This window comes from Streptomyces sp. CA-210063 (genome assembly GCF_024612015.1).
Lineage (GTDB): Bacteria > Actinomycetota > Actinomycetes > Streptomycetales > Streptomycetaceae > Streptomyces.
This window is the reverse complement of record NZ_CP102512.1, coordinates 6,644,876-6,670,839: the sequence shown is the minus strand read 5'-3', so window position 1 is coordinate 6,670,839 and position 25,964 is coordinate 6,644,876. Positions and strand designations below refer to the sequence as shown.

Sequence of the window (25,964 nt, the reverse complement as noted above, 5' to 3'; positions counted from 1 at the left end):
GCGAATCGAAGATTCGACTCGCAGGCCGTTCTTGCGTCACCTCAGCCCAACAGCTCCCGGAGCACCGGCACCAGCCCCCGGAACGCCTTCCCCCGGTGGCTGATCGCGTTCTTCTCCTCAGCAGTCAGCTCGGCGCAGGTCCGCGAGTCCCCCTCCGGCTGGAGGATGGGGTCGTAGCCGAAGCCGTTCGTGCCCGTCGGCACATGCCTCAGTACGCCCCTCAGCTGCCCCTCGACGACCCGTTCCGTGCCGTCCGGCAGGGCCAGGGCCGCCGCGCAGGTGAAGTGGGCGCCCCGGTGTTCGTCGGCGATGTCGCCGAGCTGGGCCAACAACAACTCCAGGTTGGCCTTGTCGTCGCCGTGGCGGCCTGCCCAGCGGGCGGAGAAGATGCCGGGGGCGCCGTTGAGGACGTCGACGCAGAGGCCGGAGTCGTCGGCGATGGCGGGGTGGCCGGTCGCCTGGGCCAAGGCGTGGGCCTTGAGCAGGGCGTTCTCGGCGAAGGTGACGCCGGTTTCCTTGACGTCGGGGATCTCGGGGTAGGCGTCCGCGCCGACGAGGTCGTAGGACAAACCTGCGTCGGCGAGGATGGCCTTCAGCTCGGTGAGCTTGCCGGCGTTGCGGGTGGCGAGGATCAGGCGGGTCATGCCCTCCAGTATCGCGATCCCCGCCGCCCGGTTCGCAGGGGTTGTGCAGCGCGGCTCGTCGTCAGGACGTGCAGACCTTCGTCAGTTCGCCCGCCGCGTCCGTGATGCCGCTGATGTCGGGGGTCGCGTCGCCGCTCTCCACGGCGGTGCGGGTGTCGGTGACGGCCTTCTGAAGGTCGTCGACGGCCTTGTTGACGTCGGCGTTGTCGGTCTTGTCGCCGATCTCCTTCAGGTTCTCGTCGATGGAGTTGAGGGACTCCTCCAGCTGCGTCGGGTCGTTCGACGCGTTCTCGACGGCCTGCTGGAGGTCGCCCACGCTCTGGGCGATGGCCTCGGCGGTCTGGACGCAGTCCAGGGCCTTGCTCACAGCGTCGCAGCCGGTGGTGAGCCCGGCCGTGAGAGCGACGGCAGCTATGGCTCCGGCGATGGTGGTCATACGACGTCGGCGGCTCGCGGCCATGGAACGGTCCTCCTACTGGTTGCAGGCCTGACGGCCCCGGGTACGGCTACTTGCCGGTGTGGCCGGGCGCACGGTGGTGTGCCGTGCGCCCGTATGTGCAAGGACGCGGGCGGGGCCGCCGTGGTTGCCATCGTCGGCCGTCGCTCTTGGTGCTCCCTTTACCTTTCGAGGACCGTATCAAGCGCCTTGCGCTGCAGAAGCGCCAGCTCCGTGCAGCCGGAAACGGCCAGGTCCAGGAGAGAGTTGAGTTCCTCGCGGGCGAACGGCTCGGCCTCGGCGGTGCCCTGGACCTCGACGAAACGGCCGTCGCCGGTGCAGACGACGTTCATGTCGGTGTCGGCCTTCACGTCCTCCTCGTAGCAGAGGTCGAGGAGGGGGACGCCGCCGACGATGCCCACGGAGACCGCCGAGACGGTTCCCGTCAGGGGCTGACGGCCGGCCTTGATCAGCTTCTTGCCCTGGGCCCAGGACACTGCGTCGGCCAGCGCCACGTACGCGCCGGTGATCGCGGCCGTACGCGTGCCGCCGTCGGCCTGCAGGACGTCGCAGTCCAGCACGATCGTGTTCTCGCCGAGCGCCTTGTAGTCGATGACGGCGCGAAGGGAGCGGCCGATCAGGCGGGAGATCTCGTGGGTGCGGCCGCCGATCCTGCCGCGTACGGACTCGCGGTCGCCGCGGGTGTTGGTGGCGCGGGGGAGCATGGAGTACTCGGCGGTGACCCAGCCCTCGCCGCTGCCCTTGCGCCAGCGGGGGACGCCTTCGGTGACGGAGGCGGTGCAGAAGACCTTCGTGTCGCCGAAGGAGACGAGGACGGAGCCCTCGGCGTGCTTGCTCCAGCCGCGTTCGATGGTGATCGGGCGGAGCTGTTCGGGCGTGCGGCCGTCGATTCGAGACATGGCGCTGAGCCTAGCCGCACATACGGAAGGGGCTCCTCCTGCGGCGGAAAGGAGCCCCTGTCCATGAGCCGGCGTGGCTCACATCATGTCTTCGATCTCCGCGGCGATGGGGTCGGCGTCCGTGCCGATGACGACCTGGATCGCGGTGCCCATCTTGACGACGCCGTGGGCGCCGGCGGCCTTGAGGGCGGCCTCGTCCACGAGGGAGGCGTCGTGGACCTCGGTGCGGAGGCGGGTGATGCAGCCTTCGACCTCTTCGATGTTGTCGAGGCCGCCGAGTCCGGCGACGATCTTCTCAGCCTTGCTGGCCATGGCCACGCTCCCTGTTTCCCTGATCCGAGCCGCGTTCCCCGCGGAACCGTACGGGGACAGCTTGCAGGACTGTCCCGCGACTGGTCTACACCACTGGGGGAAAGGTCGCCAAATGAACGCGAGTGGCTGCTGGGTCGTCGCGCCTATGGAGGTGCCGGGTGGTGTTGTCGGGCGGCCGGGGTCGGTTGTGGCTGGTCGCGCCCACGCGGCGGAGCCGCACATCGAAACAGCCCCGCGCCCCTTCGGGGGCGCGGGCCCTGCGGGCCCTGCGGGCCCAGCGCCCCCGCCCTCCGGAGTTCAGGCCGTCGGGGTATCCGCCGTTTCTGAGCCCTGGCCCGGGATGGGGGATCCTCCGTCGGGGGTCGGCTGATCCTCTGCGGGGGGTTCGGACTTGGCACGGCCCGCGTCGAGGTTGCGGAGTGCCGGCAGGGCCACGATCGCGAGGGTGACCGCGCACCAGGCGATGGCGAGGAGTGCGCCGGTCTGGCGGAGGCCGATCCGGTCGACGGTGAGGCCGGCGACGAGGGTGCCCAGCGGGACGGCGGTCATCGATACGGCGTTCTGGAGTCCGAGGACGCGGCCGCGTACCTCCTCGGGGATCCGTTCGGTGACGAGGACCAGGAAGAGGGCGGGCAGCGGGCCCGCGCCGGCGCCGGCCAGGACGGCGGCCGCCCACATGACGGGCACCGGGGGCAGGAGCGCGAGCCCGGCGATACCGATCGTGGAGGTGAGCTGGGCGGCCACGAAGACGGTACGGCGTGACCAGCGGGTGCCGATCGCGGCGTACAGGCCTGCGCCGGCGATGCCGCCGACGGCGAGGAGGGAGACCACGACGCCGAAGCCGCCGGGTGAGTCCTTGCCCACGAGGTGGACGGGGAGCACCAGGTTCTGGAGCGGGGCGAGGACGGCGACGCTGCCGGCCGAGACCAGGGTGACGGCGGTGAGGACGCGGTCGCCGCGCAGGACGCCGAGTCCGCGCTTGAGGTCGCCTCGCAGTCCGGCGCCGTCGCCCTGGGCCGTGGCGGTGGGCTGGGCGCCGATGGTCTTCGGGAGGGCGAGGGTGACGAGCGCGGCGAGGGCCGAGCAGCCGGCGGTGAGCCAGAGGACGGTCGCCGGGTCGACGAGCATGATGAGTCCGCCGGCGGCGGCCGGGGCGAGGATCACGACGCCGCCGGCGATGCTCTCGCGGAGTCCGGCGAGGCGTTCCATACCGATGCCGGTGGCTTCGGCGATGTCCGGTGCGAGGGCCTCCCGGGCGGTCATGCCGGGTACGTCGAAGACGGCGCCGGCGACTCCGAGGACGACGAACCAGACGACGGTGAGGCCGAGGAGGCCGTCGACGACGGGGAGTGCGGCGACGCAGGCGGCGGAGGCGAGGTCGGCGCCGATGGAGAGGCGGCGGCGGCCGACCCGGTCGATGAGCACGCCGCCGGCGACGGCCGACAGGAGCATCGGCAGGGCGCTCGCGGCGGCGACGAGGCCGACCGCGGTGGCATCACCGGTGCGCAGCAGCACCAGCCAGGGCAGGGCGATCGAGGCCACGGTGTTGCCCAGCAGGGAAAGGCCGTGGGAGATGAGGTAGAGCGGCAGCATCGGGGCATTCTGGTCGTGGGCCGATGGCCCGTCGGATGGTTGACCGGCGTCACCGCCGGGTGGCCGGGGGTTCCCGGCAGTCCGGGTCTCCCAGCGGCCGGGGTCCCGGGTGGCCCGGGCCCCCGGGTTGCCGAGGCTTCCCCGGATGGCCGGGGTCTTCCGGCGGTCGGGGTTCCCAGGTGGCCCGGGCTACCCATCTGTCGAGCCTTCCCGAGAGGCCTGACCCCCGAGTGACCGGGACCCCCGGTCCGCCGGGGGCTCCGGCGGGTTCAGGCAGGTGGGCCGAACGCATAGCGGGAGATGTGGCCGATGTGGCGTAGTACCGGGAGCCTGGCGAGGATGTGGGTGTCGATGCGCATCCGGCGCCGCAGTGTGCGGGGCAGGTGGCTCACGTCGACGCCCGCCGCGGTGGCGTACGCGCTGTCGGTCTCGATCAGCCGCAACCCGGGTATCCCGCGCTCCAGTTCGCGTGGGTCGTTCACCCCCCAGGCGAGCCGGGCGCCCGTCTTGCGGAAGAGGGTCAGGGAGCGGGTGGACCGTACGGCGAACCGGGAGTACGTGTCGAACAGCAGCTCGCCCTGCGGGAAGTGGGCGACGAGGGTGCGCAGCATGCGGGGCCCCTCGTCGGCGGAGAGGTACATGCTGAGGCCCTCGGCGACCACGAGGACGGGGCGGTCGGTGGGGACCTGGGCCGGCCAGTCCGGTTCGGTGACGGACGTGGCGAGGGTCTCGTGGCCGGGGCGGGCGGGGTAGAGCTGTTTGCGCAGTTCGATGACGTCGGGCTGGTCGAGGTCGAACCAGCGCACGCCCGGGCCGGGGGCGAGGCGCTCGAACCTGCTGTCGAGGCCGCAGCCGAGGTGGACCACGGTGGACTCGGGGTGCGCGTCGAGGAATGCGCGGACCCGCCGGTCGAAATAGCGGGCGCGCAGGGCCACGCCGACGGCGGAGGCCTCTCCCATGCCGAGTCGGTCGAAGTCGTAGTCGATGCGGTCCAGCAGTTCGGCCGCGATGTGGTCGCCCAGCAGGGGGTGGGCGGAGCGGGCGTCGAGCGCGCGGGCATAGAGGGGTGCGAGCAGGGTCTCCGCCGCGCCGGTCAGGGAAATCTTCACGCGACTTCTCGCCTCTCTGCGCACAGAAATAGGGTCGGCGGGAAATATTGATTCGGCGAGCGCAAGGTAAAGCCCTCGGCAGGGATTTTCCGACCGACAGGGACAGCTCGCGTCGACTCCCGGCGCGTCATGACACAGCATACGCAAGGAGCACCATACACCGTACAACCCGACCGGTCCCATTGTCCACCACGCATCTCACCTGCGTATACGCGTACGACCTGCGCACCTTCCCCGTCGATCACGGAGTTGATCACAAATACTCGGCCACGCATTGTCGAGGGGTGCATGCCGGACGAATGTTTCCAGCCAACCTATACCGATGCTTTGGGCACTGTTGACTCGCGTAATCGGCCCCTTCTACGGTGATTCGAGTTGCCGCAACCGGCTCCGGGGGTTGTTTTCGTGCCTGCCGCCAAAAACGTTTCTCTTGTATCAATGCCTTGGAACAGCGTCATCCGGCCTTCGATTCAGGTCGGTATTCTGCGCTCGCTCGCCGAGAGTGAAGGCTGGCAAGTAGACGCCCGATATTCCTATCTGGATTTCTACGGACTGGCCCAGAGAATGCTGGGGTTCTCCGACGAGAAGTGGTCGGAGGCTTATGAGCTGGTCTCCGAAAAGCTCTACCACCTTTCGGTGGGCGACTGGATCTTCTCGTGCCGCCGGGGTGATGCCGAGCGGCGGGAGGCGTACTTCGCCCAGTTGCGGGCGAGGCGGGTCGACGACACGTCGATCGAGCTGGTCGACGCGCTGCGCGAGGTGGCCGACCGCCATGTGGAGCGGACGGCCGCCGAGCTGCTGGAGTCCGCGCCGGACGTCGTCGGCTTCACCTCGATGTTCAGCCAGAACGGCCCGTCGCTGGCGGTCGCGGAGCGCCTGCGGGACCTCGGCTACGGCGGCGTGATCGTGCTCGGCGGCAGCAACTGCGAGGGCTCGATGGGCCGCGCCCTGCTCGCCAACTACCCTGCGGTGGACGCCATCGTGGACGGCCCCGGCGAGGACGCCTTCGTCGCCCTGCTCCGCCAGGTCGGGGCCGGCGGCCCGCTCCGTACGCGAGGACGCCTGGTCACCCGCCTGCCCGCCGACGACGACGCCGCGCCGGCCGCCCCGCTCACCGCCGCCGCCCTGGACGTACCCACCCCCAACTACGACGGGTTCTTCGAGCAGTTGCACGCCGCCGGTCTGCACGGCCTCGAACCCGAGATCACCCTTCCGGTGGAGTTCTCCCGCGGCTGCTGGTGGGGCGCCAAGACCCACTGCACCTTCTGCGGCCTCAACGGCGCGACCATGGCGTACCGGAGCAAGAACCCCGACACCGTCGCCGACGAGCTGCGACATCTGATGGACCGCTACGGGGTGCTCGACTTCTTCGCGGTGGACAACATCCTGGACCTCAAGTACCTCGACACGGCACTGCCGTCGGTGGAGAAGCTCAACACCGACCACTCGCTGTTCTTCGAGGTCAAGGCCAACATGGAGTGGGCCGACATCCGGGCCGTGCGCCGGGCGGGGGTCCGTTCCGTGCAGCCGGGGATCGAGAGCCTCAGCACGGAGGGGCTGCGGCATCTCAGGAAGGGTGCCACGGCGTACCAGAACATCCGGTTCCTGCTGGGCTGCGCCGAGTACGGCGTGCGGGCGGACTGGAACATCCTCACCGGGTATCCGCACGAGACGCCGGACTCCCTCAAGGCGCAGCTGGACGTCGTCGCGTCGCTGACGCATCTGACGCCGCCGCACATCACACTGATCCGCTTCGACCGGTTCAGCCCGTACGTCGAGGCGCCCGAGAGCTACGGGCTCACGCTGACCAGCCCGTTGCCGGGCTACCAGTACGCCTATCCCCGCCTCTCTCCGGAGGATCTGTGGGACATCGCGTACCACTTCGAGGGTGACTTCACGGACGACCCCGACAACGGGCCCGTGCGGCGGCGGCTCGCCGCGCGCGTCCGGCTGTGGCGGGCGCACCACGACTCCGCCCGCTTCAGCTACCGGCTCGGTTTCGACTCGGTCACCCTCACCGACGAACGACCCGGGCTGCCGCCGCACACCACCACCCTGCGGGGCGAGGAGGCGCGGCTGTTCCGCGCCGTCGTGGGCGGCACCCGGTTCCGCGACCTCCAAGGGCAGGAGTGGCAGGGGGAACGCTGGGACCAGGCCCTGGAAACGCTGCGCACCTGGCGGCGGAAGCGGTGGGTCTACATCGAAGGCACGAAGGTCATCGCACTGGCGGTACGCGAGCAGCCCTCGGCCTATCGCACCCCACCGCCCAAGGGCACTCCCCGGCGGGCTCGTACCCCCGTACCCCTCACGCTCACCGCTCGACCGTAAGGAGGCCGCCCATCGCGCGGATGCGGGCCGCCGCGTACCCCATGAGGCACGGAACCGAAATCGAACGGCAAGCCAGACCGACGAAAGGATCGAGATATGGGACCCGTAGTCGTATTCGACTGCATGACCGCGGATTTCCTCAACGACGACCCCAACAACGCCGAACTGAGCGCTCTGGAGATGGAGGAGCTGGAGTCCTGGGGTGCCTGGGACGGCGAAGCCACCTCTTGAGCGCCGGCCGGTGAGTAGCCGGCGGGTGTGAAGTCGGCGAGACGGACCACCGGGAGAGGGAGCATGCTCGAAGCGACGGCGACGGAGTGTGAGCTGCGCGAGGTCGTCCACCGTTCGTATCCGTCGGATCGAACGGTGACCGTGCGGTGCACCGTACGCCCCGCCGAGGGCACCGCCCAGGCCGACGGCTACGGCACCGCCACGACCGAGGCCGTGGCACGGGCGAAGGCCCTGTCGGAAGCCGTGGAGCGGCTGGTGGCGTGCACCCCCTTCGCAACGGTCGCCCGTCCGCCGACGACCCCGGCCCCCGGCTCGGGCTCCGGTCCGGTCCCGCCCTTCCCGGCGGCCGGGGTACGCACCGCGCCGGACGGCTGTGCGAGCCGGGAGTACCGGCCGCTGTCCGGGGACGGACCGCGCCGGGTGCCGCTGTACTGGTCCTCGCCCTGGGTCGCCGGCGAGGAACTGCGCGCGGGCACGCTGTCGGCCGCGGAGGCACGGCTGTCGAGCACGGTCGGCTGGGCCGTCGCCCCGACGCCCGAGGCGGCCCTGCGCGGGGCGCTGCTGGAGCTGACGGAACTGATCGACTACGGCGTCTTCCTGCACCGTCGTCTGGCGGGCCCGGCGCGGCCCCGGTCGGCGGGTGACGAGACGCTGGTGGTGCCGCTGGGCGGCGCCGTCCGTACGCCGACCGTGCTCGCCGTGGCGTACGGCCGCGGGCGGCTGATGCCGGCCACCGGGCTGGGCTGCGGGGCGAGTCGGGCCGAGGCGACCGACCGGGCGCTGCTGGAGCTCGCGCAGGCCGAGACGATGTGGCGGTCGAACCCCACCGCCGAGCCGGCCGAGCGTTTCTTTCTGCGCCGCTTCGAGCGGTGGCCGCTGCTCACGCGGTGCGCGACCTTGGACTTCGAGCTCAACGATCTGAGCGGTCTCAGCGGTCTCGACGGGTTGAGCGCTCCGAACGATCCGGCCGGCCGCCCGGCGCCGTACGACGACGGGCCGCACCCGGCGTCCCCCCTGGAAGAGCTGGAGGCCGGCGGCATCACCGTGTGGGCCGACTCCGGTGCCGTCGACATCTCAGGCCCGGACATCCCCAGGACCCGTCTCTGCTTCGCCCATGTGGTGTCGGATCCGCAGCCCCTCCTGGGCCTTGTCCGCGCAGGCATCCCCGTGTTCGACACGGGAGAAGTGAGGAGGACCCTTGACCCGTCCCGCCGAGACGCCCACCGAGACACACCCCGAGGCGCACCCCGAGACGCAGCCCGAGACCGATCTGCTGACCGCGGCCCTGCTGGACGGGGCCGCCAAGGACGACGTTCCGCCTGAGCGCGAGACGGCCATCCAGCAGGCCCTGTCCTCCGTCGGGGACTGGCTGGCCGCGGAGCGGCTGACGGCCGACATCCGCAAGTACGGCATCGAGTCCGCGCCGACCTACGAGGTGCGGCTGACGGACGCCCGGGGCGCGCTCTGTTCCCGCAGCTCCGGCAAGGGGCTGGGGCACCGGAGCATGGCGAGCGCGCTGTTCGAGAGCGCCGAGCACTACCACCTGGACTGGCGCCGGGATCCGCGGGCGTCGGAGGCGGAGTTCCTGCCGGGCCGGGAGATCGCGGGCCAGGACACCGCCCGGCGGTCCGCGCTGCTGCGCCGGCTCGGCGGCATCATGCCGGACGCGCCCGTGCTGACCCGTACGTACCGCCCGGTGGAGGAGACCCTGACCGGGCGGGCGGACCACGGCCCGGCCGGGCGGCCGCACCGGCACCCCGTGTTCCTGCGTGACGGCGGCTACCGCAACTGGCCCCACCCGGACGACGACCGGTCGTTCCAGCCGCTGTGGCACTACACCTCCAGCGCCGGTTACGCGGCGGGCGCCACCGTGCACGAGGCACTGGTGCACGCCGTCAACGAGCTGATCGAGCGGGACGCCTGGTCGTACCAGCTGGCCCGGTCGTACTTCGGGCTGCCCGGCGAGGGGCCCGAGCTGCGGGTGGTCGACCACGACACGCTGCCCGCCGAACTGCGGGAGCTGACCGGCACGGTCGAGCAGGTCCGCGAGGCGCCGGTGCTGATCGTCGACATCACCTGTGACACCGGCGTACCGGCCTATGTGGTGTGCGACGCGCGGAGCCGGGAGGAGGTGCGGCTGATCGGCAGCGGGGCCTCGCCGGTGCGGACGTACGCGTTGCAGCGGGCCCTGCTCGAATACCTCCAGGTGCGCACGATGTTCGAGCACGGGCCGGTGGACGCGGACACCGAGGCCGGGCAGATCGCCACCGCGCTGGCCCGCTATCCCCGCCATCTCGCCGCCGCCCGGTTCGATGTCGGTCAACTGCCGCACGAGCGGCGGGCGTTCGACGCGGACGACGGGCTGCCCGCGGCCGCGAGCCCCGAGCAGCTGCTGCGGCATCTCGTGGACCGGCTGCGGGACCTGGGCGTGGACGTCCACCACCGGGTGCTCACGCCGCCGGGGTCCGTCACGGTCGTCGACGTCGTCGCGCCGGGCCTGGAGATGTTCGACAAGGCGCGGGCGGGCTATCCGGTGCTGCCGACCGGGCGGCTCGGCGAGCGGCTGCGACCGCGCAAGAACCACGGAGAGGACCACGGAAAGGACCACGGAGGTGCGCCCCGGTGAAGCTCGCGCTCGTGGCACCACCCTGGAACAGCCTGTATCGCCCGTCCATCCAGATCGCCACCCTCGCGGCGCTGGAGGGCACGGGGGACGGTGATCCGATCACACCGGTGTACGCGTACCTGGACTGGTTCGAGTACGCCGTCGACGCGCTGGAGTGCGATCCGGCGGAGTTCGTCACCGTCTACGACACGATCGGCGAGGAGCTGTACGGGCTCGGCGTCGGGGACTGGATCTTCGGCGGGGTCCTGGACGCCCATGGTCCCGGGGAGGAGGCGGACGTCCGCGACCGGTACGCCGCCTTCCTCACCGAGCACGGTGTGGCCGAGGAGTTGGTGGGCCGGGTGCTGGCGCTGCGCGCGGTGGCGCCCGGGTTCACGGCGGGGCTCGCCGGGCGGCTCGTGGCGACCGGCGCGGAGTGCTTCGGGTTCACCACGTCGTTCAGTCAGCTGATGCCCGCGCTGGCCGTCGCCCGGGCCGTCAAGGACCAGGCGCCCGAGCGGCTGGTGCTGCTCGGCGGGGCGAACTGCGACCGGCCCATGGGGCAGGCCGTGATGCGGGCGTACCCGTTCGTCGACGCGGTCGTGCAGGGCGAGGGCGAGGCGGCGGTGGCGGCGGTCCGGGCCGCGCGCGGCGCCCACGACCTCGCGGCGGCCCCGGGTCTGGTCCTGCGGCACGAGGGCGGGCTGCGGGTGTCGCTGCCGACGGTGCAGCCGGCCGAGTCGGCGCCGGTGCCCCGGTACGCGGAGTACTTCGAACGGCTGCGGGCGCTGCCGCACCGTGAGCTGATCGCCCCGCATGTGGCGCTCCCGTTCCAGATGTCGCGGGGCTGCTGGTGGGGCGAGAAGCTGCAGTGCACCTTCTGCGGGGAGAACGGCAGCGGGATGGTCTACCGCAGCAAGCCGGGCGAGCAGCTGACCAAGACCCTGCGCCGGCTGACCGAGGAGCACGGCGTGTTCGACACGTACGCGGTCGACACGATCCTCGCGAGGAACGACAACGGCCTCGCCGAACTCGCCGCGGCGGAGGTCGACATCACCACGTTCTTCGAGGTGAAGGCCAATCTGGGGCCGCGTGAGGTGGGCGAGATGCGGGCGGCGGGCGTCACCATGGTGCAGCCGGGCATCGAGAGCCTGAGCAGCGGTGCGCTGAAGCTGCTGCGCAAGGGGGCGACGGCCTTCCACAACCTGCGTTTCCTGGTGCTGTGCCAGGAGCTGGGCATCGACGCCCAGTGGAACCTGCTGTCGGCGATGCCCGACGAGACGGCGGCGATGCTTCAGGAGCAGCTGCGGCTGATCCCGTTCATCACGCATCTCGCGCCGCCGTCGACGGTGAGCAAGGTCCGGGTCGACCGCTACAGCCCGTACTTCGAGAAGCCCGAGGAGTTCGGTATCGCGCTGGACGGGCCCGAGCCGAAGTACCGCTTCGTGCACGCCGGCCGCACCGCCGCCGAACGCGCCGAGCTGGCCTACTCGTTCGACCATGTGGAGCTGGCGGGGCGGGACGACTCCGCCATGGCCGCGGAGATGCTGGCGCTGCGGCGGCGTCTCGGGGCCCGGGTGGGCCTGTGGAAGAAGCTGCACGATCAGTCGCGGTTCTCGTTCCGGTTCGGGCCGAACATGACCGTGCTGCACGACGGCCGGCCGCACGTCGGCACCGGGCGGCATGTGCTGCGGGGCGGCGACGACCAGCTGTTCCGCTGTCTGGTCCACGGCGGACGGCTGCACCAGGCCGTCGGCCAGGTCGCCGCCATGACGGGCCGGCCGGAGGACGAGGTGCACGCGACGGTACGGGAGTGGGCGCGGCGCGGCTGGATCCATCTGGAGGGCCGGCGCGGTCTCGTCCTCGCGGTGCGCGACGGCATGCGGGACGAGCTGGGCCGGGCGGCGGAGCTGCGGGAAGCCGCGGCCGAGTCGGAGCGGGCCGCCGCCGAGTCGGGGATGGCCGGTGCGGGATCGGGGAGGGTCGGTGCGGGACGGTAACGGCACGAGCCGTAGGGACGTCTTCGAGGTGTTCTCCCGCGACGGCACGCCGATCCGGGGCTTCAGCAGGCCCGGGCCGGGCGAGACCGTCGTCCTCGTCCACGGTGTGGCCATGGACCGGCGGATCTGGGCGGAGTCGGGGTTCCTCGACGCGCTCCCGGACGCCCATGTCCTCGCGCTCGACCTGCGGGGACGCGGGGAGAGCGGGCGCGTCGGCACGGCGGAGGGCCACGCCCTGCGCCGGTACGTCGAGGACGTCCGCGCGGTCCTGGACCGGTTCGGCCGCGCACGGTACAGCCTGTTCGGCACGTTCTTCGGCGGGCGGATCGCCCTCCAGGTCGCCGCCGTGGACACCCGGGTGGCCCGGGCGTTCTCCTTCTGCGCGCACGCCGAGCAGGTGGAGATCCCCGAGGACGCCGTCGAGGAGGAGGCGGTGGCCGTCGAGGGCCCCGGCGGGCACGCCTATCTGCGTGACCACTTCACCGGGCGGGGCGCCCCGCCGTGGATGGTCGAGGCCTGCGCCCGCGTCGACCCCGGTGAGCTGGGGGCGGCCACGCGGGGTCTGCTGCACGGCTCCGACCGGCGGACCGAACGCGGCCACCCCGACCAGGAGTTGGTACTGATCACCGCCGACGGCGACGCCGACCTGGCCCCCTTCCACGCCGGGGAGCGCCGCCTCGGCGCCCACCTGTGGCTCGTCGACGCCCCGACCCGCATCAAGGCCGCGGGGCGTCTCGCGGAGGTCGGGCGGAGGGTGGCGGGGGTACTGGCGGAGGGTGGGCACGGGACGGGAGACGCACCGGGTGAGGCCCGTACGACCGGAGACGCACCGGCCGAGGCCCGCGCGTCCGGGACGGGGGTCGTATGACGGCGACCGAGGACACCATGTGGCGTCGGCGCCGGGGGCTGCTGCCCGACGGGGACCCGCTGGTGCGGGCCCTGGAGGAGCTGGCGGAGCGCGGGCGCGGGCATCGGCTGCGGGCCGTCGGGCTCGTCGACCCCGCCACCGGGCGGCCCGGTCCCCCGCACGATCTGACGGTGACCGACGGCACGGTCACCGCCTGGACCCCGACGCCGCCCGCCTCCGACGGGCGCGCGGCGCCGTACACCTCGTACGCCGTGCCGGGCCTCGTCGACTCCCACGCGCATGTCTCGTCCGCCGCCGACCTGGTCGGTCTCCTCGTCCACGGTGTCACCGGCTTCCGGCAGCTGTGGGGCGAGCCGGCGCATCTGTACGCCGCCGGGGTGCACCGCGCCCGGCACGCCGTCCTGCCCCGGCCCTGGGTCACCGCCGGGGTGGTCGACGGGCCCGGGTCGCGGATCCCGCAGGGGGTCACCGTGGTGGACGGGGTCCGGTCGGTCCGGCAGGTGATCGAGGACGCGCTGGCGTTCGGTTTCGACGGGATCAAGGTGTACGACGACGTCGCGCGCCCGGCGTTCGAGGTCCTGGTGCGGGAGGCCGAGCGGGCCGGGCTGCCGGTCGTGGGCCACATCCCCGAGGCGGTGCCCCTGGACCTGGCCCAGCGCACGTTGCGGTCGTCCGAGCATCTGTACGGCATCGTGCCCAATGTGTTCCGGCTGCCGCCCGAGCGGCGCTGGGACGCGCTGGCGGCTGCCCTGCGCGACCACCCGGCACCCGGCGCCGTACCCGGCCACTTCGTCTGCCCCACCCTCGTCTGCTGGCGCGCCCGCAGCGGTGAGCGCCGGTACACCCGCCCCTCCCGCGCGGCCCTCCAGGCGGTGGACGAGGGCCGCCGCCGGTCCTGGCAGTCGGCGGCCCGGGACGCCCTCCGGCTGGACGCCGCCGAGGTGCACCGGCGCGGCGGCCTCGTCGACGAGCTGGGCCGGATCGCCCGCGCCCTCGCCGACACGGGCACCCGGCTGCTGGCCGGCACCGACTGCGGCAACCCGTTCGTCCTCGCCGGCCCCTCCTTCCACAAGGAGCTGGCCGAACTGTCCCGCGCGGGGCTCGACTTCGGCGCCGTACTGCGGGCGGCGACCACTCACGCGTACGAGGCCATGGGGCGGCGGGCGGGCCCGGTGCCCGGTGATCCGGCGGACCTGGTCCTCTACCGGCGGCCGCCCGACGGCGACGTGACCGCCCTGGCCCGGCCCGACGCGGTGCTCGTCGACGGAGTCCTCCTCGACGGCACCGACCTCGACCGCCTGTGGGCGCTACGCCTGGCCGCGTCCGGCCTCGACCCGTCCGGCTGGGCCCGCGGCACCCTCGACCCACCGGTCACCACCGGCCGACCCACGAAGGAGACAGCCCATGCAGGCTGACCGGGAACCCGACCGCACGGGGCAGGAGGCGAAACGCCCCGCAGAACCCGACCACCCCCCACAGCAGGCCACATGCCCCGTCGACTTCGACTTCTTCGCCGCGCCGCAGACGTATCGCGACGCCGCCGCCGAACACGCCGGTGAGCACGGCGCCTTCTACAGCGACCGGGGCTTCTGGGTGCTGACGACGTACGACGGGATCGTGGACGCGTTCAAGGACGAGGGCACGTTCACCGTCGGGCGGGTCAGCGCGGCGGAGGGCGCCGAGGAGGAGCGCTGGATCCCGCTGACCGTCGAGGGCCGCGAGCACACGGCGTGGCGGCAGCGGCTGGGTGCCTGGTTCACCCCGCAGCGGGTGCGGGAGCTGACCCCGTCGATGCGTGCGGGCGCCCGGCGGCGGATCGAGGGGTTCCTGGAGAAGGGCGAGGTGTCGTTCAACGAGGACTTCGCCCGGCCGTACGTCCTGGAGAACCTGATGACGGCCGTGGGCTGGCCCCCGGACGGGTTCGACCTGCTCATCGCCATCAACCGGGCGATGATCGACTCCCGTTCGGCACCGGACCCCAGGGCGGCGGCGTACGGCGAACTCGGGCTTCCGGCGCTGGAGCGGTTCGCCCGGGAACACATCGCCCGGCGGCGCGCGGAGCCCGCCGACGACCTGACCACCGCCAGCTTCGGCTGGGAGATCGACGGTGCCGAGGTCACCGACGACGACCGTGCCTCCCTGCTGTGCACGCTGTTCCTGGCCGGCATCGACTCGACGGTGAACCATCTGGCCAACGCCGTCCAGCACCTCGCCCACCACGAGGAGGACCGGCGGCGGTTCCTCGCCGGTCCCGAGGTCCGGCCGCCGGCGGTCGAGGAGTTCCTGCGGGCCAACTCGTGCATGTACCCGGGCCGGCAGGCCGCGACCGGCGGCGCGGGCGGGGTCGCGGACCGGGGCGACACCGTGCTGCTTCCGCTCGCCCTCGCCAACCACGACCCCGAGGTGTTCCCGGAGCCCGGCCGGATCGACTTCGACCGGGCGCGCAACCCGCACATCGCCTTCGGCACCGGCCCCCACCAGTGCCTCGGCGCGGCCTTCGCGCGCGCCCAGATCCTGGTGGCCCTGGAGGAGTGGCACGCCCTCGTCCCGGACTACGCGCCGTCCCCCGAGCAGCGCACGGCCGAGCCACCGTTCCTGCGCAACTCCTACGACCTGAGGCTCGTCTGGTGAGGGCGCCATGACCGGAACGACCGAGAGGACCGAGGCGATCGGCACGGCCGGCACGACCGAGGCGACCGGCACGACCGAGCCGACCTTGGCCACCACTCCGACAGAGCCCACCACCCCGTCAGTGCCCACCCGACCAGGCCGGGTCGCCCTCGTCTCCATGCCCTGGAACAACGTCCGCCGCCCCTCCATCCAGGTCGGCACCCTGCGCTCCGTCGCCCGCGCCGAGGGGTGGCGGGTCGACTCGCACTACGCCTACCTCTCCTTCTACGGCCTCGCCCGCGCGGCCCTCGGCATGCGGGACGCCGAGTGGTCGCAGGCGTACGAGACGGTGTCCGAGGGGCTGTACCAGCTCTCCGTCGGCGACTGGATCTTCGCGTGCCGCGACGGCGGGGCGGCGCCGCGCGAGGCGTACTTCCGGATGCTGCGCACCAAGGGCGTCGACGACGCGACGATCGAGCTGGTCGACGCGCTGCGCGAGGTGGCCGACCGCCATGTGGAGCGGACGGCCGCCGAGCTGCTGGAATCAGCCCCCGACCTCATCGGATTCACCAGCACCTTCAGCCAGAACGGCCCGACGCTGGCCGTGGCCGAGCGCCTGCGGGACCTCGGCTACGGCGGCGTGATCGTGCTCGGCGGCAGCAACTGCGAGGGCTCGATGGGCCGCGCCCTGCTCGCCAACTACCCGGCGGTGGACGCCATCGTGGACGGCCCCGGCGAGGACGCCTTCGTGACCCTGCTCCGCCAGGTCGGGGCCGGCGACCCGCCGCGCTCCCACGGCCGACTGATCACCCGGCTGCCCGCCCTCGCCGACAGCGCCCCGGCCGGCATGTCCGCCGGTCAGTCGCTGGAGGTGCCCACCCCCGACTACGACGGTTTCTTCGAGCAGTTGCACACCGCCGGCCTGCACACCCTCGAACCCGAGATCACTCTTCCGGTGGAGTTCTCCCGCGGCTGCTGGTGGGGCGCGAAAACCCACTGCACCTTCTGCGGCCTCAACGGCGCGACCATGACGTACCGCAGCAAGAACCCCGACACCGTCGCCGACGAACTCCGCCACCTCATGGACCGCTACGGCGTCCTCGACTTCTTCGCCGTCGACAACATCCTCGACCTCAAATACCTCGACACGGCACTCCCGCTGGTCGAAAAGCTCAACACCGACCATTCCCTGTTCTTCGAGGTCAAGGCCAACATGGAATGGGCCGACATCCAGGCCGCCCGCCGCGCCGGAGTCCGCTCGGTCCAGCCGGGAATCGAAAGCCTCAGCACCGAGGGGCTGCGACTGCTGAAGAAAGGCGCGACCGCCTTCCAGAACATCCGTTTCCTGCTCGGCTGCGCCGAATTCGGTGTCCTGCCGGTGTGGAACATCCTCACCGGATTTCCCCACGAAACCCCGGAGTCGATGCTCACCCAGATCGATCTGCTGCCTTCCCTGACCCATCTGGAACCACCCGACAACGACATCCTCGCCGTGCACTTCGACCGGTTCAGCCCGTACGTGGAACACCCGCAGGACTACGGTCTCACCCTGACCCACCCGCTGCCCGGCTACCAGTACGCCTATCCCCGTCTCTCCCCCGGCGACCTGTGGGACCTCGCCTACCACTTCGAGGGCGACTTCACCGAGGACCCCCGCAACACCGCCGTCCGCGAACGCCTCGCCACGGCCGTCCACCACTGGCGCACCGAGCACCACCGGGCCCGTTTCACCTACCGCCTCGGCTTCGACTCCGTCACCCTCACCGACCACCGGCCCGGCCTGCCGGCCCACACCACCGTGCTGCGCGACGAGGACGCCCGGCTCTTCCGCGCGATCATCGGCGGCACCCGATTCCGCGACCTCCAGAATCAGGAAGGGCGAGACGGGCAGCCCCTGGAAAAGCTCCACACCTGGCAGGAGAAAAGGTGGGTCTACATCGAGGGCACGAAAGTCATCGCCCTCCCCGTACGCGAAAAACCCTCCGCCTATCGGACCCCGCCCCGCAAAGGAACTCCCCGCCGGTCCCGAACTGCCGTACCCCTCACGCTCACCGGTCCGCCTCCGCCGCGGCGGCCTGGCTGAAATCCGTCCCGCACGGCGTTTCCCGTTTGCGGTGACCGCCCGTCGGCGCGGTACTCGTAGAGGATCACTGTGCACAGCTCCGAGCACCACACACGACACACCACACCAACACCACCACGCAGCACCGAGCACAACGCCGCATCACGACCCGGAAGTTGATCACTATGACCACGGCCCCCACCGAGGACCAGACCCGCGCCGAGGACCTGCCGCCGTCCTGCCGCGATCTGATCGGCATCCTCGCCCAGACCGACCGGCGCGACGCCTTCGCGGCTCTCGCGCTCGGCGCGACCTCCGTGGCACAGGTGGCGGAGCGGGCGGGGCTGCGCCCGGCCGCCGCCGCCGTCGCCCTGCAGAAGCTCGTCGACGGGCGGATCGCCGCGTACGACGCCGACGCCCGCACCTACCGGCTGATCGACGACACGTTCCGGCTGGCCGTCCAGGCGGAGGTCAGGATCTCCGGCCGGGGCGGCGGCGACGGCGCGGGGGCCTACTTCCGCAAGGGACGGCTGACCTCGATCCCCGGCAAGGCCGAGGTCCGCAGCCGGGTGCTCACCGTCGTGGCCGACTCCTTCGAGGCCGGTGTCACCTACTCCGAAGCCAAGGTCAACGCGATCTGCGGCCAGTGGTTCGACGACTGGGTGACCCTGCGCCGGGCGCTCGTGGACGAGAACCTGCTGCGCCGCGACGAGTCGGGCACGCAGTACGAACGCGTATGACCGCATGACACGGGTCGTGGCGGGTGACGTCGGCACGGACACGCCGGATACGGCCGATACCGCAGATACCGCAGATACCGCAGATACAGCCGATACGGCGAGCCGGGCGGCCGACGTCGTCGCGTACGGCCGGCACACCGGCGCGGCCGTCGGCGCCTTCAGCCGCCGCCGGGGCTTCGTGGCACGGCCCGGGCAGGTGGTCGCCGAGCCGTCCGCCGACGGCCGCGCGGTGGTGCTCAACGTGGGCCTGGGGCCCGCCGGTTCGGCCACGGCCGCCACGTTCCGCGCCGCGGCGGCCGCCTCGGTACGGGCCGCGGGCCCCGCCCGTACGCTCCGCCTCGACCTCGCGCTGGCCGACGGCAGCGGGGTCCCGGCCGCCGACCGGGCCCGGGCCGTGACGGAGGGCGCGGTGCTGGGCCTGTACCGCTACGACGAGTACCGCTCCGCGCGGGCCGCGAGTCCGCTGGCCGAGGTGATCGTGGCGACCCCGGAGCGGCGGGCCGTCGCCGAGGGCCTGGCCGCCGCCGAGGCCACCTGTCTGGCCCGCGACCTCGTCAACTGCCCGGCCGGGACCCTCACTCCCCCGGCGTTCGCCGACCGGATCCGGGAGCTGGCGCACACCGCCGGCCTCGACTGCGCGGTGTACGAGGGAGCCGGCCTGACGGAGCTGGGCCTCACGGGCCTGACCGCCGTGGGCCGGGGCTCGGCGGAACCGCCCCGGTACGTGGAGCTGACGTACGACCCGCCGGATGCCGACCCTGCCCTCACGGTCGGCCTGGTCGGCAAGGGCGTCACGTTCGACTCCGGCGGGCTGTCCCTGAAACCGTCCGGCGAGCGGCACGCGATGAAGGCCGACATGGGCGGCGCGGCGGCCGTCGTCGCCGCGCTGACCGCACTGCCCCGCCTCGGCCTGCCCCTGCGGGTACGCGGCCACCTCCCCCTCGCGGAGAACATGCCGGACGGCGGCGCCCTGCGGGTGGGGGACGTCGTACGGCATCTGGACGGTACGACCACGGAGATCACCCACACGGACAACGAGGGCCGGGTGGTGCTGGCCGACGTCCTGGTCCGCGCGAGCCGCCCCGGCCCGCACCGCAGCGACCTCGTCGTCGACGTGGCCACCCTCACCTCCGCCGCCGTCCACGCGCTCGGCACCCGCACCGGGGCCCTGTTCACGCCGGACGACCAGCTGGCCCAGACGGTGCTGGCCGCTTCGGAGCGGGCCGGGGAGTCGTTCTGCCGGCTGCCGCTGCTCGCCCATGAGCGGCGGAACCTGCGCTCCGCCGTGGCGGACCGGGTGAACTGCTCGCACCGGCACGGCGACACGATCCAGGCGGCCCTCTTCCTCCAGGACTTCGTCGCCGCCGGTGTCCCCTGGGCCCATCTGGACATCGCCGCGCCCGCGTACAACGACGAGGGCCCGTACGCCGAAGTGCCGTACGGCGGTACCGGGTTCGCGGTGCGCACGCTGATCGAGACGCTGCGCGCCCTCTCCGAAGGCTCACCGGACGTCCCCTGAACTCTCACCGGGCACTCTGCGAGCCGTCCGCGTGCCGGGTAGGAATCGAGGGTTCCTGATCGCTTCCCCATCTGCTACAACAGGTCTACACCACTGAGTGGTGTAGACCACCACCCGATGGAGGAAGTCTATGAGCACCGCCACCGCGCCCTCGGCGGCGCCCGCGAAAAAGTGGGGATCAGGCCTGATGCAGGGCCTGCAGAAGGTCGGCCGCAGCCTGCAGCTGCCCATCGCCGTACTGCCGGCCGCGGGCCTGCTGGTCCGGCTCGGCCAGCCGGACGTCTTCGGGGCCGAGGGCCTCGGCTGGGACAAGGTCGCCGCGGTCTTCGACAAGGCGGGCGGCGCCATCACCGGCAACCTCGCGATGCTCTTCTGCATCGGCGTCGCGATCGGCTTCGCCAAGAAGGCCGACGGCTCCACCGCCCTCGCCGCGCTGGTGGGCTTCCTGGTCTACAGCAAGGTCCTGGAAGCGTTCCCGGTGACCGAGGCCGAGATCACCAAGGGCGCGGACGTCGCCGCGACGTACAACAACCCCGGTGTCCTCGGCGGCATCGTCATGGGTCTGCTCTCGGCGGTCCTGTGGCAGCGGTACCACCGCAAGAAGCTGCCCGACTGGCTCGGCTTCTTCAACGGCCGCCGCCTGGTGCCGATCATCATGGCCTTCGTCGGTGTCGCGGTCGGTGTCTTCTTCGGGCTCGTCTGGGAGCCGATCGGTGAGGTCATCGGCAGCTTCGGCGAGTGGATGACCGGCCTCGGTTCGGCCGGCGCGGCCCTGTTCGGCGCGATCAACCGGGCGCTCATCCCGATCGGCATGCACCAGTTCGTCAACACGGTGGCGTGGTTCCAGCTCGGTGAGTTCAAGGACGCCTCCGGCGTGGTCTCGCACGGCGACCTGAGCCGCTTCCTGGCCGGCGACCCAACCGCCGGAATGTTCATGTCCGGCTTCTTCCCGATCATGATGTTCGGCCTCCCGGCCGCGGCCCTGGCCATCGCGCACACCGCCCGCCCCGAGCGCCGCAAGGTCGTCACGGGCATGATGATCTCGCTCGCCCTGACCTCCTTCGTGACGGGTGTGACCGAGCCGATCGAGTTCTCGTTCATGTTCATCGCCCCGCTCCTCTACGTGATCCACGCGCTGCTGACCGCGCTCTCCATGGCCATCACCTGGGGGCTGGGCGTCCACGCCGGCTTCAACTTCTCCGCCGGCTTCATCGACTACGCCCTGAACTGGAACCTGGCCACCAAACCCTGGCTGATCATCCCCATCGGCCTGGTGTTCGGCGCCATCTACTACGTCGTCTTCCGCTTCGCCATCGTCAGGTTCAACCTCCCCACCCCGGGCCGCGAGCCCGACGAGGAGATCGAGGACCTCACCAAGGCGTGAGCAGCCCCGGAAACGACGTCGGGCCCCCGGAGCGTCTCGCTCCGGGGGCCCTCTTCATGCGTACGGGCGTACGAACGTACGGGGTCAGATCTCGTACGACATCCTGGGCACCGCCAGCTCCACCGGGCCGTCGTACACCTCGCGGGCGTCGACCAGGTTGACCTGCGGGTCGGTCCACGGCGGGATGTGCGTGAGGACGAGACGGCGGGCGCCCGCCCGGGCGGCCGTCTCACCGGCCTCGCGGCCGTTGAGGTGGAGGTCCGGGATGTTCTCCTTGCCGTGGGTGAAGGCGGCCTCGCACAGGAACAGGTCGCTGTCGCGGGCCAGTTCGTCCAGGGTGTGGGTGACACCGGTGTCCCCGGAGTACGTCAGGACCCGGCCGCCGTGCTCGATCCGGATGCCGTACGCCTCGACGGGGTGGGCGACCCGTTCGGTGTGGATGGTGAAGGGGCCCAGCTCGAACGTGCTCGGCTTGACCGTGTGGAAGTCGAAGACCTCGCTCATGGAGGAGGCCGACGGGGTGTCGGCGTAGGCCGTGGTCAGACGCTGCTCGGTGCCCTCCGGTCCGTAGACCGGGATGGGGTCGCAGCGGCCGCCGTCATGGCGGTAGTAGCGCGCGACGAAGTACGCGCACATGTCGATGCAGTGGTCGGCGTGCAGATGGCTGAGGAAGATCGCGTCGAGGTCGTAGAGACCGCAGTGGCGCTGCAGCTCGCCCAGGGCACCGTTACCCATGTCGAGAAGCAGCCGGAAGCCGTCGGCCTCTACGAGGTAGCTCGAACAGGCCGATTCCGCGGACGGGAACGACCCCGAGCAGCCGACGACGGTGAGCTTCATGAGAGCTGGAACCTCCGCGCTGGCGTGAAGTCGTGACAGTCGTGTCAGTCGTGACGTGCAGACGGGTTGCGGATTGCAGAGTGCGTGACGGATGCGTGGTGCGGATTGCAGTTGGCGGGGTTGCCAAGGACGGACGTGGGTGCAGCAAGGGTTGTGCGGTCCGATGAGCGTAAGGCGCAAAAGGGTGGGTCGCTCCTCCGCCAGGGGCTGTTGTGGGCGAACTCACCTGTGCTGTCACCGGTTCGGCTGGTGGTGGGGCCGTTGGGGCGCGCGTGGGCCGGGGTGAGGTGGCACCGAAGGGCGCGGGAGCGTGCGACAGGGCGGGCGTGGCGCGGTGTGCGCCGGTACCGTCGGGCTATGGACACGTCCTGGTGGTTGGCGCTCGCGGCGGTGGTGCTGCTGGCGCTGCTCGCGACCGTGGTCGACGGGTGGGGGCGGTCGCGACGGCCGTCGAGGCGATCGGAGCGGCCGGGTGGGCGGACGCGGCCGCCGGGGCGCCCCGGGCGGGCGCGCGGGCCCGTGCCGCGGCCCCGGCCGTCCGAGATCTGGTGGGCCAGCGTCCCCTTCGAGGACGGGCCCGGCGGCAAGGACCGCCCCTGCCTCGTCCTGGCCGTCCGCGGGGACCGCGCCCGCGTGGCCAAGATCACCAGTCGGTACCGCGACGAGCGGGCCGGTGTGATTCCCCTCCCGCCGGGCACGGTCGGCGATGCCCGCGGCCGTCCCAGCTTCCTGGAGACGGGGGAGCTGCGTGAGGTGCCCGTGGGTGACTTCCGGAGGAAGGCGGGGGTGGTGGACCCGGTGCTGTGGGACCAGATCCGCCGCCTGTCGAACTGACGGCCGCCCTTTCGCCCCCGCTCAGGTGGGTTGTTCGTCTGCGGGTAGGTGGGGGCTGGTCGCGCAGTTCCCCGCGCCCCTGAAAAGCAGGGGCTGCGCCCCGTGCTTTTCAGGCCCGCAGGGCCTGATCTTTCAGGGGCGCGGGGAACTGCGCGAGCAACCACACACAACCGCACCCGCCACCCAATCGCCCCCCGAGCTACTAGGCGCCCAAGGGGTAGAAGGGGCCCAGCCCCTACGCCCAGAGCTCCCCTACGCCCAGAGCTGGCCCTGCAGCGTCTCGATCGCCTCTTCCGTCGTCGCCGCCGTGTAGACGCCCGTCGAGAGGTACTTCCAACCGCCGTCGGCCACGACGAAGACGATGTCGGCCGGCTCCCCGGACTTCACCGCCTTGTTGCCCACACCGATCGCCGCGTGGAGGGCGGCACCGGTGGAGACACCGGCGAAGATGCCCTCCTGCTGCAGCAGCTCACGGGTGCGGGTCACCGCGTCGGCGGAGCCCACGGAGAAGCGGGTGGTGAGGACGGACGCGTCGTAGAGCTCGGGGACGAAGCCCTCGTCGAGGTTGCGGAGGCCGTAGACGAGATCGTCGTAGCGCGGCTCGGCGGCGACGATCTTGACGTCCGGCTTCTGCTCGCGCAGGAAACGGCCCACGCCCATCAGCGTGCCGGTGGTGCCGAGACCCGCCACGAAGTGGGTGATGGAGGGGAGGTCCGCCAGGATCTCGGGACCGGTCGTCGCGTAGTGGGCGCCCGCGTTGTCCGGGTTGCCGTACTGGTAAAGCATCACCCAGTCGGGGTGCTCGGCGGAAAGCTCCTTCGCCACCCGCACGGCCGTGTTGGAGCCGCCGGCCGCCGGCGAGGGGATGATCTCGGCGCCCCACATGCCGAGCAGTTCGCGCCGTTCCTGGGAGGTGTTCTCGGGCATGACGCACACCATGCGGTAGCCCTTGAGCTTGGCCGCCATGGCGAGAGAGATGCCCGTGTTGCCCGAGGTGGGCTCCAGAATCGTGCAGCCGGGCGTCAGACGGCCGTCCTTCTCCGCCTGTTCGATCATGTGCAGGGCCGGCCGGTCCTTGACCGAACCCGTCGGGTTGCGGTCCTCCAGCTTCGCCCAGATACGGACATCGGCGGACGGCGAGAGCCGCGGCAGGCGCACCAGAGGGGTGTTGCCCACCGCGGCCAGCGGGGAGTCGTATCGCATACGGGATCAGCGGCCGATCGGATCGGAGGCGGAGGACTGGGAACGCATCAGACCATGCCGCCGGCCACCGCCGGCAGGATGGTCACGTTGTCGCCGTCGGTCAGCTTGGTGTTGATGCCGTCCAGGAAGCGGACGTCCTCGTCGTTCAGGTACACGTTGACGAAGCGGCGCAGCTCACCGGCGTCCACGATGCGGGCCTGAATGCCCGTGTGACGGCTCTCGAGGTCGGTGAACAGCTCGGCGAGGGTGGCACCGGCTCCCTCCACCGCCTTCTGACCGTCGGTGTACTGGCGGAGGATGGTGGGGATGCGGACCTCGATGGCCATGGTGTGCGGCTCCTGTCGGGAGTAGTCGGTCGGTGGCGCGCGGCAGCGCGAAGTGCGTGGTCACACAGCTGGTGGCGCCGCGGCTCACAGCCGTACGGCGGCAGGGGCGGCGTCAACAGATGGCGCTGGCAAGCCTGCACAGGTCGACGTGCAGCCGCGCCACGAGCAGTGCGCCCGGCGTCTTCTCGCTCACGTCGTCAAGAACCATGCGCTCATCGTATCGATTCCCGGTCCGGGTCCCGGAAGGTGATCCCATATGTCGGACGCATGGGGGCCGGGGAATGAGACCGCGCACCTCAGCGACCCGGTCAGGCCGACTTCCGTACGACCAGACGCGTGGGCGTGACCACCGAGGACAGCGGCCCCACCTCCGCCGCGCCCGTCTCCTCCGTACGGCTGAACAGCAGCCGTGCCATCAGCCGGCCCATCCCCTCGACGTCCTGGTGGACGGTGGTCAGCGGCGGATCGGTGTGCTCGGCGATGGGCGCGAGGTCGTCGAAGCCGACGACGGCCACGTCGTCCGGCACCCGGCGCCCGCGCTCGCGCAGCACCTGGAGCGCGCCGGAGGCCATCAGGTCGGAGGCGACGAAGACGGCGTCCAGGTCGGGGCACCGGTCGAGGAGCGCGGCCATGGCGTCGACGCCGCCCTGCCGGGTGTAGTCGGCGCGTTCGATCAGGAGCGGCGCGGTGCCGAAGAGGACGTCCCGGTAGCCGTCCAGGCGGTCCACGGCGGAGGCCTCCTGGTCGCACGGTCCGGTGATCGTCGCGATGCGTTCCCGGCCCAGCGAGACCAGATGGCGGACGGCCTCGCGGGCCCCGCCCCGGTTGTCGGCGTCGACGTACACACAGTCGCGCACGGGCTCGCCCTCGCGGACCAGCGGCCGGCCGCCGAAGACGGCGGGCAGGCCGAGCCGTTCGATCATGCCGGGCAGCGGGTCGTCGGCGCGCAGGGAGAAGAGCAGGGCGCCGTCGACATGGCCGCCGCCCAGGAAGTCGCCGACGCGCGGGTACTCCTCGGGCTCCTCCAGGAAGAGGAGGACGGGCTGGGCGCCGTGGGCCACCAGCTCCTTGCGGATGCCGCGGAGGTGGAGGTCGAAGAAGGGGTCGATGAAGAGCCGGTTCTGCGGCTGGCTCGCCACGACGGCGATCGCGTTGTTGCGGCGCGTGACCAGCTGCCGGGCGGCGGAGTTCGGCACATAGCCCAGCTCGGCGATCACTTCCCGGACCCGCTCGACGACCTCCGCGCGTACCTTGTCCTCGCCGTTGATCACCCGCGACACGGTCGACTTGGACACTCCCGAGCCGCGTGCGACGTCGTCGAGCGTGGGGCGCCGGCCGTGCGGTCGTCGCGTCTGTTGTGTCAACACCGTCTCCGTCGCGGGCTGTTGTGTGCGTGCGCGTGC

Annotated in this window: 24 protein-coding genes; 13 read left to right on the top strand and 11 right to left on the bottom strand. The window is 71.7% G+C overall.

Annotated elements, in window-relative coordinates:
* Nucleotides 1-41: 41 nt before the first annotated feature.
* The 6 genes from rdgB to JIX56_RS29170 all read right to left on the bottom strand — a co-directional run bounded on the left by rdgB (nucleotide 42) and on the right by JIX56_RS29170 (nucleotide 5,014).
* Nucleotides 42-644 carry an RdgB/HAM1 family non-canonical purine NTP pyrophosphatase gene (rdgB, locus tag JIX56_RS29195; RefSeq protein ID WP_257544955.1) on the bottom strand — a complete coding sequence of 201 codons (603 nt, stop codon included), beginning with the start codon at nucleotides 642-644 and terminating at the stop codon, nucleotides 42-44.
* A 61-nt stretch (nucleotides 645-705) separates the two neighbouring features.
* Entirely contained in the window at nucleotides 706-1,104 is a 399-nt protein-coding gene (locus JIX56_RS29190) for a hypothetical protein (protein WP_257544954.1), read from the bottom strand.
* 158 nt (nucleotides 1,105-1,262) lie between these two features.
* The gene (rph, locus tag JIX56_RS29185; protein WP_257544953.1) at nucleotides 1,263-2,000 is read right to left on the bottom strand and encodes a ribonuclease PH; all 738 of its coding nucleotides are present in this window, start codon (nucleotides 1,998-2,000) and stop codon (nucleotides 1,263-1,265) included.
* 78 nt (nucleotides 2,001-2,078) lie between these two features.
* Complete coding sequence (locus JIX56_RS47700; protein ID WP_306819886.1) at nucleotides 2,079-2,534, bottom strand: PTS glucose/sucrose transporter subunit IIB; 456 nt, start codon at nucleotides 2,532-2,534, stop codon at nucleotides 2,079-2,081.
* Nucleotides 2,535-2,609: 75 nt separating this feature from the next.
* Nucleotides 2,610-3,905 carry an MFS transporter gene (locus JIX56_RS29175; protein WP_257544952.1) on the bottom strand — a complete coding sequence of 432 codons (1,296 nt, stop codon included), beginning with the start codon at nucleotides 3,903-3,905 and terminating at the stop codon, nucleotides 2,610-2,612.
* Between the two features lie 269 nt (nucleotides 3,906-4,174).
* Nucleotides 4,175-5,014, bottom strand: coding sequence for a class I SAM-dependent methyltransferase (locus tag JIX56_RS29170; protein ID WP_257544951.1), 840 nt, complete (start codon nucleotides 5,012-5,014; stop codon nucleotides 4,175-4,177).
* A gap of 375 nt (nucleotides 5,015-5,389) precedes the next feature.
* Between JIX56_RS29170 and JIX56_RS29165 the strand changes: the two genes are divergently transcribed.
* The 12 genes from JIX56_RS29165 to JIX56_RS29110 all read left to right on the top strand — a co-directional run bounded on the left by JIX56_RS29165 (nucleotide 5,390) and on the right by JIX56_RS29110 (nucleotide 21,361).
* Nucleotides 5,390-7,342 (top strand): RiPP maturation radical SAM C-methyltransferase, encoded by a 1,953-nt coding sequence (locus JIX56_RS29165; RefSeq protein WP_443031900.1) that lies wholly within the window; start codon nucleotides 5,390-5,392, stop codon nucleotides 7,340-7,342.
* Between the two features lie 96 nt (nucleotides 7,343-7,438).
* Nucleotides 7,439-7,573 carry a bottromycin family RiPP peptide gene (gene botA, locus JIX56_RS29160; protein ID WP_005486703.1) on the top strand — a complete coding sequence of 45 codons (135 nt, stop codon included), beginning with the start codon at nucleotides 7,439-7,441 and terminating at the stop codon, nucleotides 7,571-7,573.
* 63 nt (nucleotides 7,574-7,636) lie between these two features.
* The gene (locus JIX56_RS29155) at nucleotides 7,637-8,896 is read left to right on the top strand and encodes a YcaO-like family protein (protein WP_257544949.1); all 1,260 of its coding nucleotides are present in this window, start codon (nucleotides 7,637-7,639) and stop codon (nucleotides 8,894-8,896) included.
* The gene (locus JIX56_RS29150) at nucleotides 8,844-10,199 is read left to right on the top strand and encodes a YcaO-like family protein (RefSeq protein ID WP_257551184.1); all 1,356 of its coding nucleotides are present in this window, start codon (nucleotides 8,844-8,846) and stop codon (nucleotides 10,197-10,199) included. The genes JIX56_RS29155 and JIX56_RS29150 overlap by 53 nt, the downstream gene beginning before the upstream one ends.
* Nucleotides 10,196-12,178 carry a RiPP maturation radical SAM C-methyltransferase gene (locus tag JIX56_RS29145; protein WP_257544948.1) on the top strand — a complete coding sequence of 661 codons (1,983 nt, stop codon included), beginning with the start codon at nucleotides 10,196-10,198 and terminating at the stop codon, nucleotides 12,176-12,178. Before JIX56_RS29150 ends, JIX56_RS29145 begins: the two co-directional genes overlap by 4 nt.
* Complete coding sequence (locus tag JIX56_RS29140) at nucleotides 12,165-13,046, top strand: alpha/beta fold hydrolase (protein ID WP_257544947.1); 882 nt, start codon at nucleotides 12,165-12,167, stop codon at nucleotides 13,044-13,046. The genes JIX56_RS29145 and JIX56_RS29140 overlap by 14 nt, the downstream gene beginning before the upstream one ends.
* The gene (locus JIX56_RS29135) at nucleotides 13,043-14,461 is read left to right on the top strand and encodes an amidohydrolase family protein (protein ID WP_257544946.1); all 1,419 of its coding nucleotides are present in this window, start codon (nucleotides 13,043-13,045) and stop codon (nucleotides 14,459-14,461) included. The genes JIX56_RS29140 and JIX56_RS29135 overlap by 4 nt, the downstream gene beginning before the upstream one ends.
* The gene (locus tag JIX56_RS29130; RefSeq protein WP_257544945.1) at nucleotides 14,451-15,677 is read left to right on the top strand and encodes a cytochrome P450; all 1,227 of its coding nucleotides are present in this window, start codon (nucleotides 14,451-14,453) and stop codon (nucleotides 15,675-15,677) included. The genes JIX56_RS29135 and JIX56_RS29130 overlap by 11 nt, the downstream gene beginning before the upstream one ends.
* A gap of 7 nt (nucleotides 15,678-15,684) precedes the next feature.
* The gene (locus JIX56_RS29125) at nucleotides 15,685-17,739 is read left to right on the top strand and encodes a RiPP maturation radical SAM C-methyltransferase (protein WP_257544944.1); all 2,055 of its coding nucleotides are present in this window, start codon (nucleotides 15,685-15,687) and stop codon (nucleotides 17,737-17,739) included.
* Between the two features lie 164 nt (nucleotides 17,740-17,903).
* Nucleotides 17,904-18,458 (top strand): DUF2087 domain-containing protein, encoded by a 555-nt coding sequence (locus tag JIX56_RS29120; protein ID WP_257544943.1) that lies wholly within the window; start codon nucleotides 17,904-17,906, stop codon nucleotides 18,456-18,458.
* A 4-nt stretch (nucleotides 18,459-18,462) separates the two neighbouring features.
* Nucleotides 18,463-19,977 (top strand): leucyl aminopeptidase, encoded by a 1,515-nt coding sequence (locus tag JIX56_RS29115; RefSeq protein ID WP_257544942.1) that lies wholly within the window; start codon nucleotides 18,463-18,465, stop codon nucleotides 19,975-19,977.
* A 130-nt stretch (nucleotides 19,978-20,107) separates the two neighbouring features.
* Nucleotides 20,108-21,361 carry a PTS transporter subunit EIIC gene (locus JIX56_RS29110; RefSeq protein ID WP_257544941.1) on the top strand — a complete coding sequence of 418 codons (1,254 nt, stop codon included), beginning with the start codon at nucleotides 20,108-20,110 and terminating at the stop codon, nucleotides 21,359-21,361.
* 84 nt (nucleotides 21,362-21,445) lie between these two features.
* On the opposite strand, the gene JIX56_RS29105 is transcribed toward JIX56_RS29110, so the two are convergent.
* Nucleotides 21,446-22,198, bottom strand: coding sequence for an MBL fold metallo-hydrolase (locus tag JIX56_RS29105; RefSeq protein ID WP_257544940.1), 753 nt, complete (start codon nucleotides 22,196-22,198; stop codon nucleotides 21,446-21,448).
* Nucleotides 22,199-22,555: 357 nt separating this feature from the next.
* On the opposite strand from JIX56_RS29105, the gene JIX56_RS29100 reads away from it, so the two are divergent.
* The gene (locus JIX56_RS29100; protein ID WP_257544939.1) at nucleotides 22,556-23,032 is read left to right on the top strand and encodes a type II toxin-antitoxin system PemK/MazF family toxin; all 477 of its coding nucleotides are present in this window, start codon (nucleotides 22,556-22,558) and stop codon (nucleotides 23,030-23,032) included.
* A 252-nt stretch (nucleotides 23,033-23,284) separates the two neighbouring features.
* Here JIX56_RS29100 and JIX56_RS29095 read toward each other — a convergent pair whose 3' ends face one another.
* From JIX56_RS29095 to JIX56_RS29085, 4 genes are all read right to left on the bottom strand, one after another.
* Nucleotides 23,285-24,235 carry a PLP-dependent cysteine synthase family protein gene (locus JIX56_RS29095; RefSeq protein WP_257544938.1) on the bottom strand — a complete coding sequence of 317 codons (951 nt, stop codon included), beginning with the start codon at nucleotides 24,233-24,235 and terminating at the stop codon, nucleotides 23,285-23,287.
* Nucleotides 24,236-24,282: 47 nt separating this feature from the next.
* Entirely contained in the window at nucleotides 24,283-24,561 is a 279-nt protein-coding gene (locus JIX56_RS29090) for a MoaD/ThiS family protein (protein WP_257544937.1), read from the bottom strand.
* Between the two features lie 112 nt (nucleotides 24,562-24,673).
* Entirely contained in the window at nucleotides 24,674-24,769 is a 96-nt protein-coding gene (locus JIX56_RS47845; protein WP_309474684.1) for a putative leader peptide, read from the bottom strand.
* A 100-nt stretch (nucleotides 24,770-24,869) separates the two neighbouring features.
* Nucleotides 24,870-25,925: a LacI family DNA-binding transcriptional regulator gene (locus JIX56_RS29085; RefSeq protein ID WP_257544936.1), complete on the bottom strand. Its 1,056-nt coding sequence runs from the start codon at nucleotides 25,923-25,925 to the stop codon at nucleotides 24,870-24,872.
* Nucleotides 25,926-25,964 lie beyond the last annotated feature (39 nt).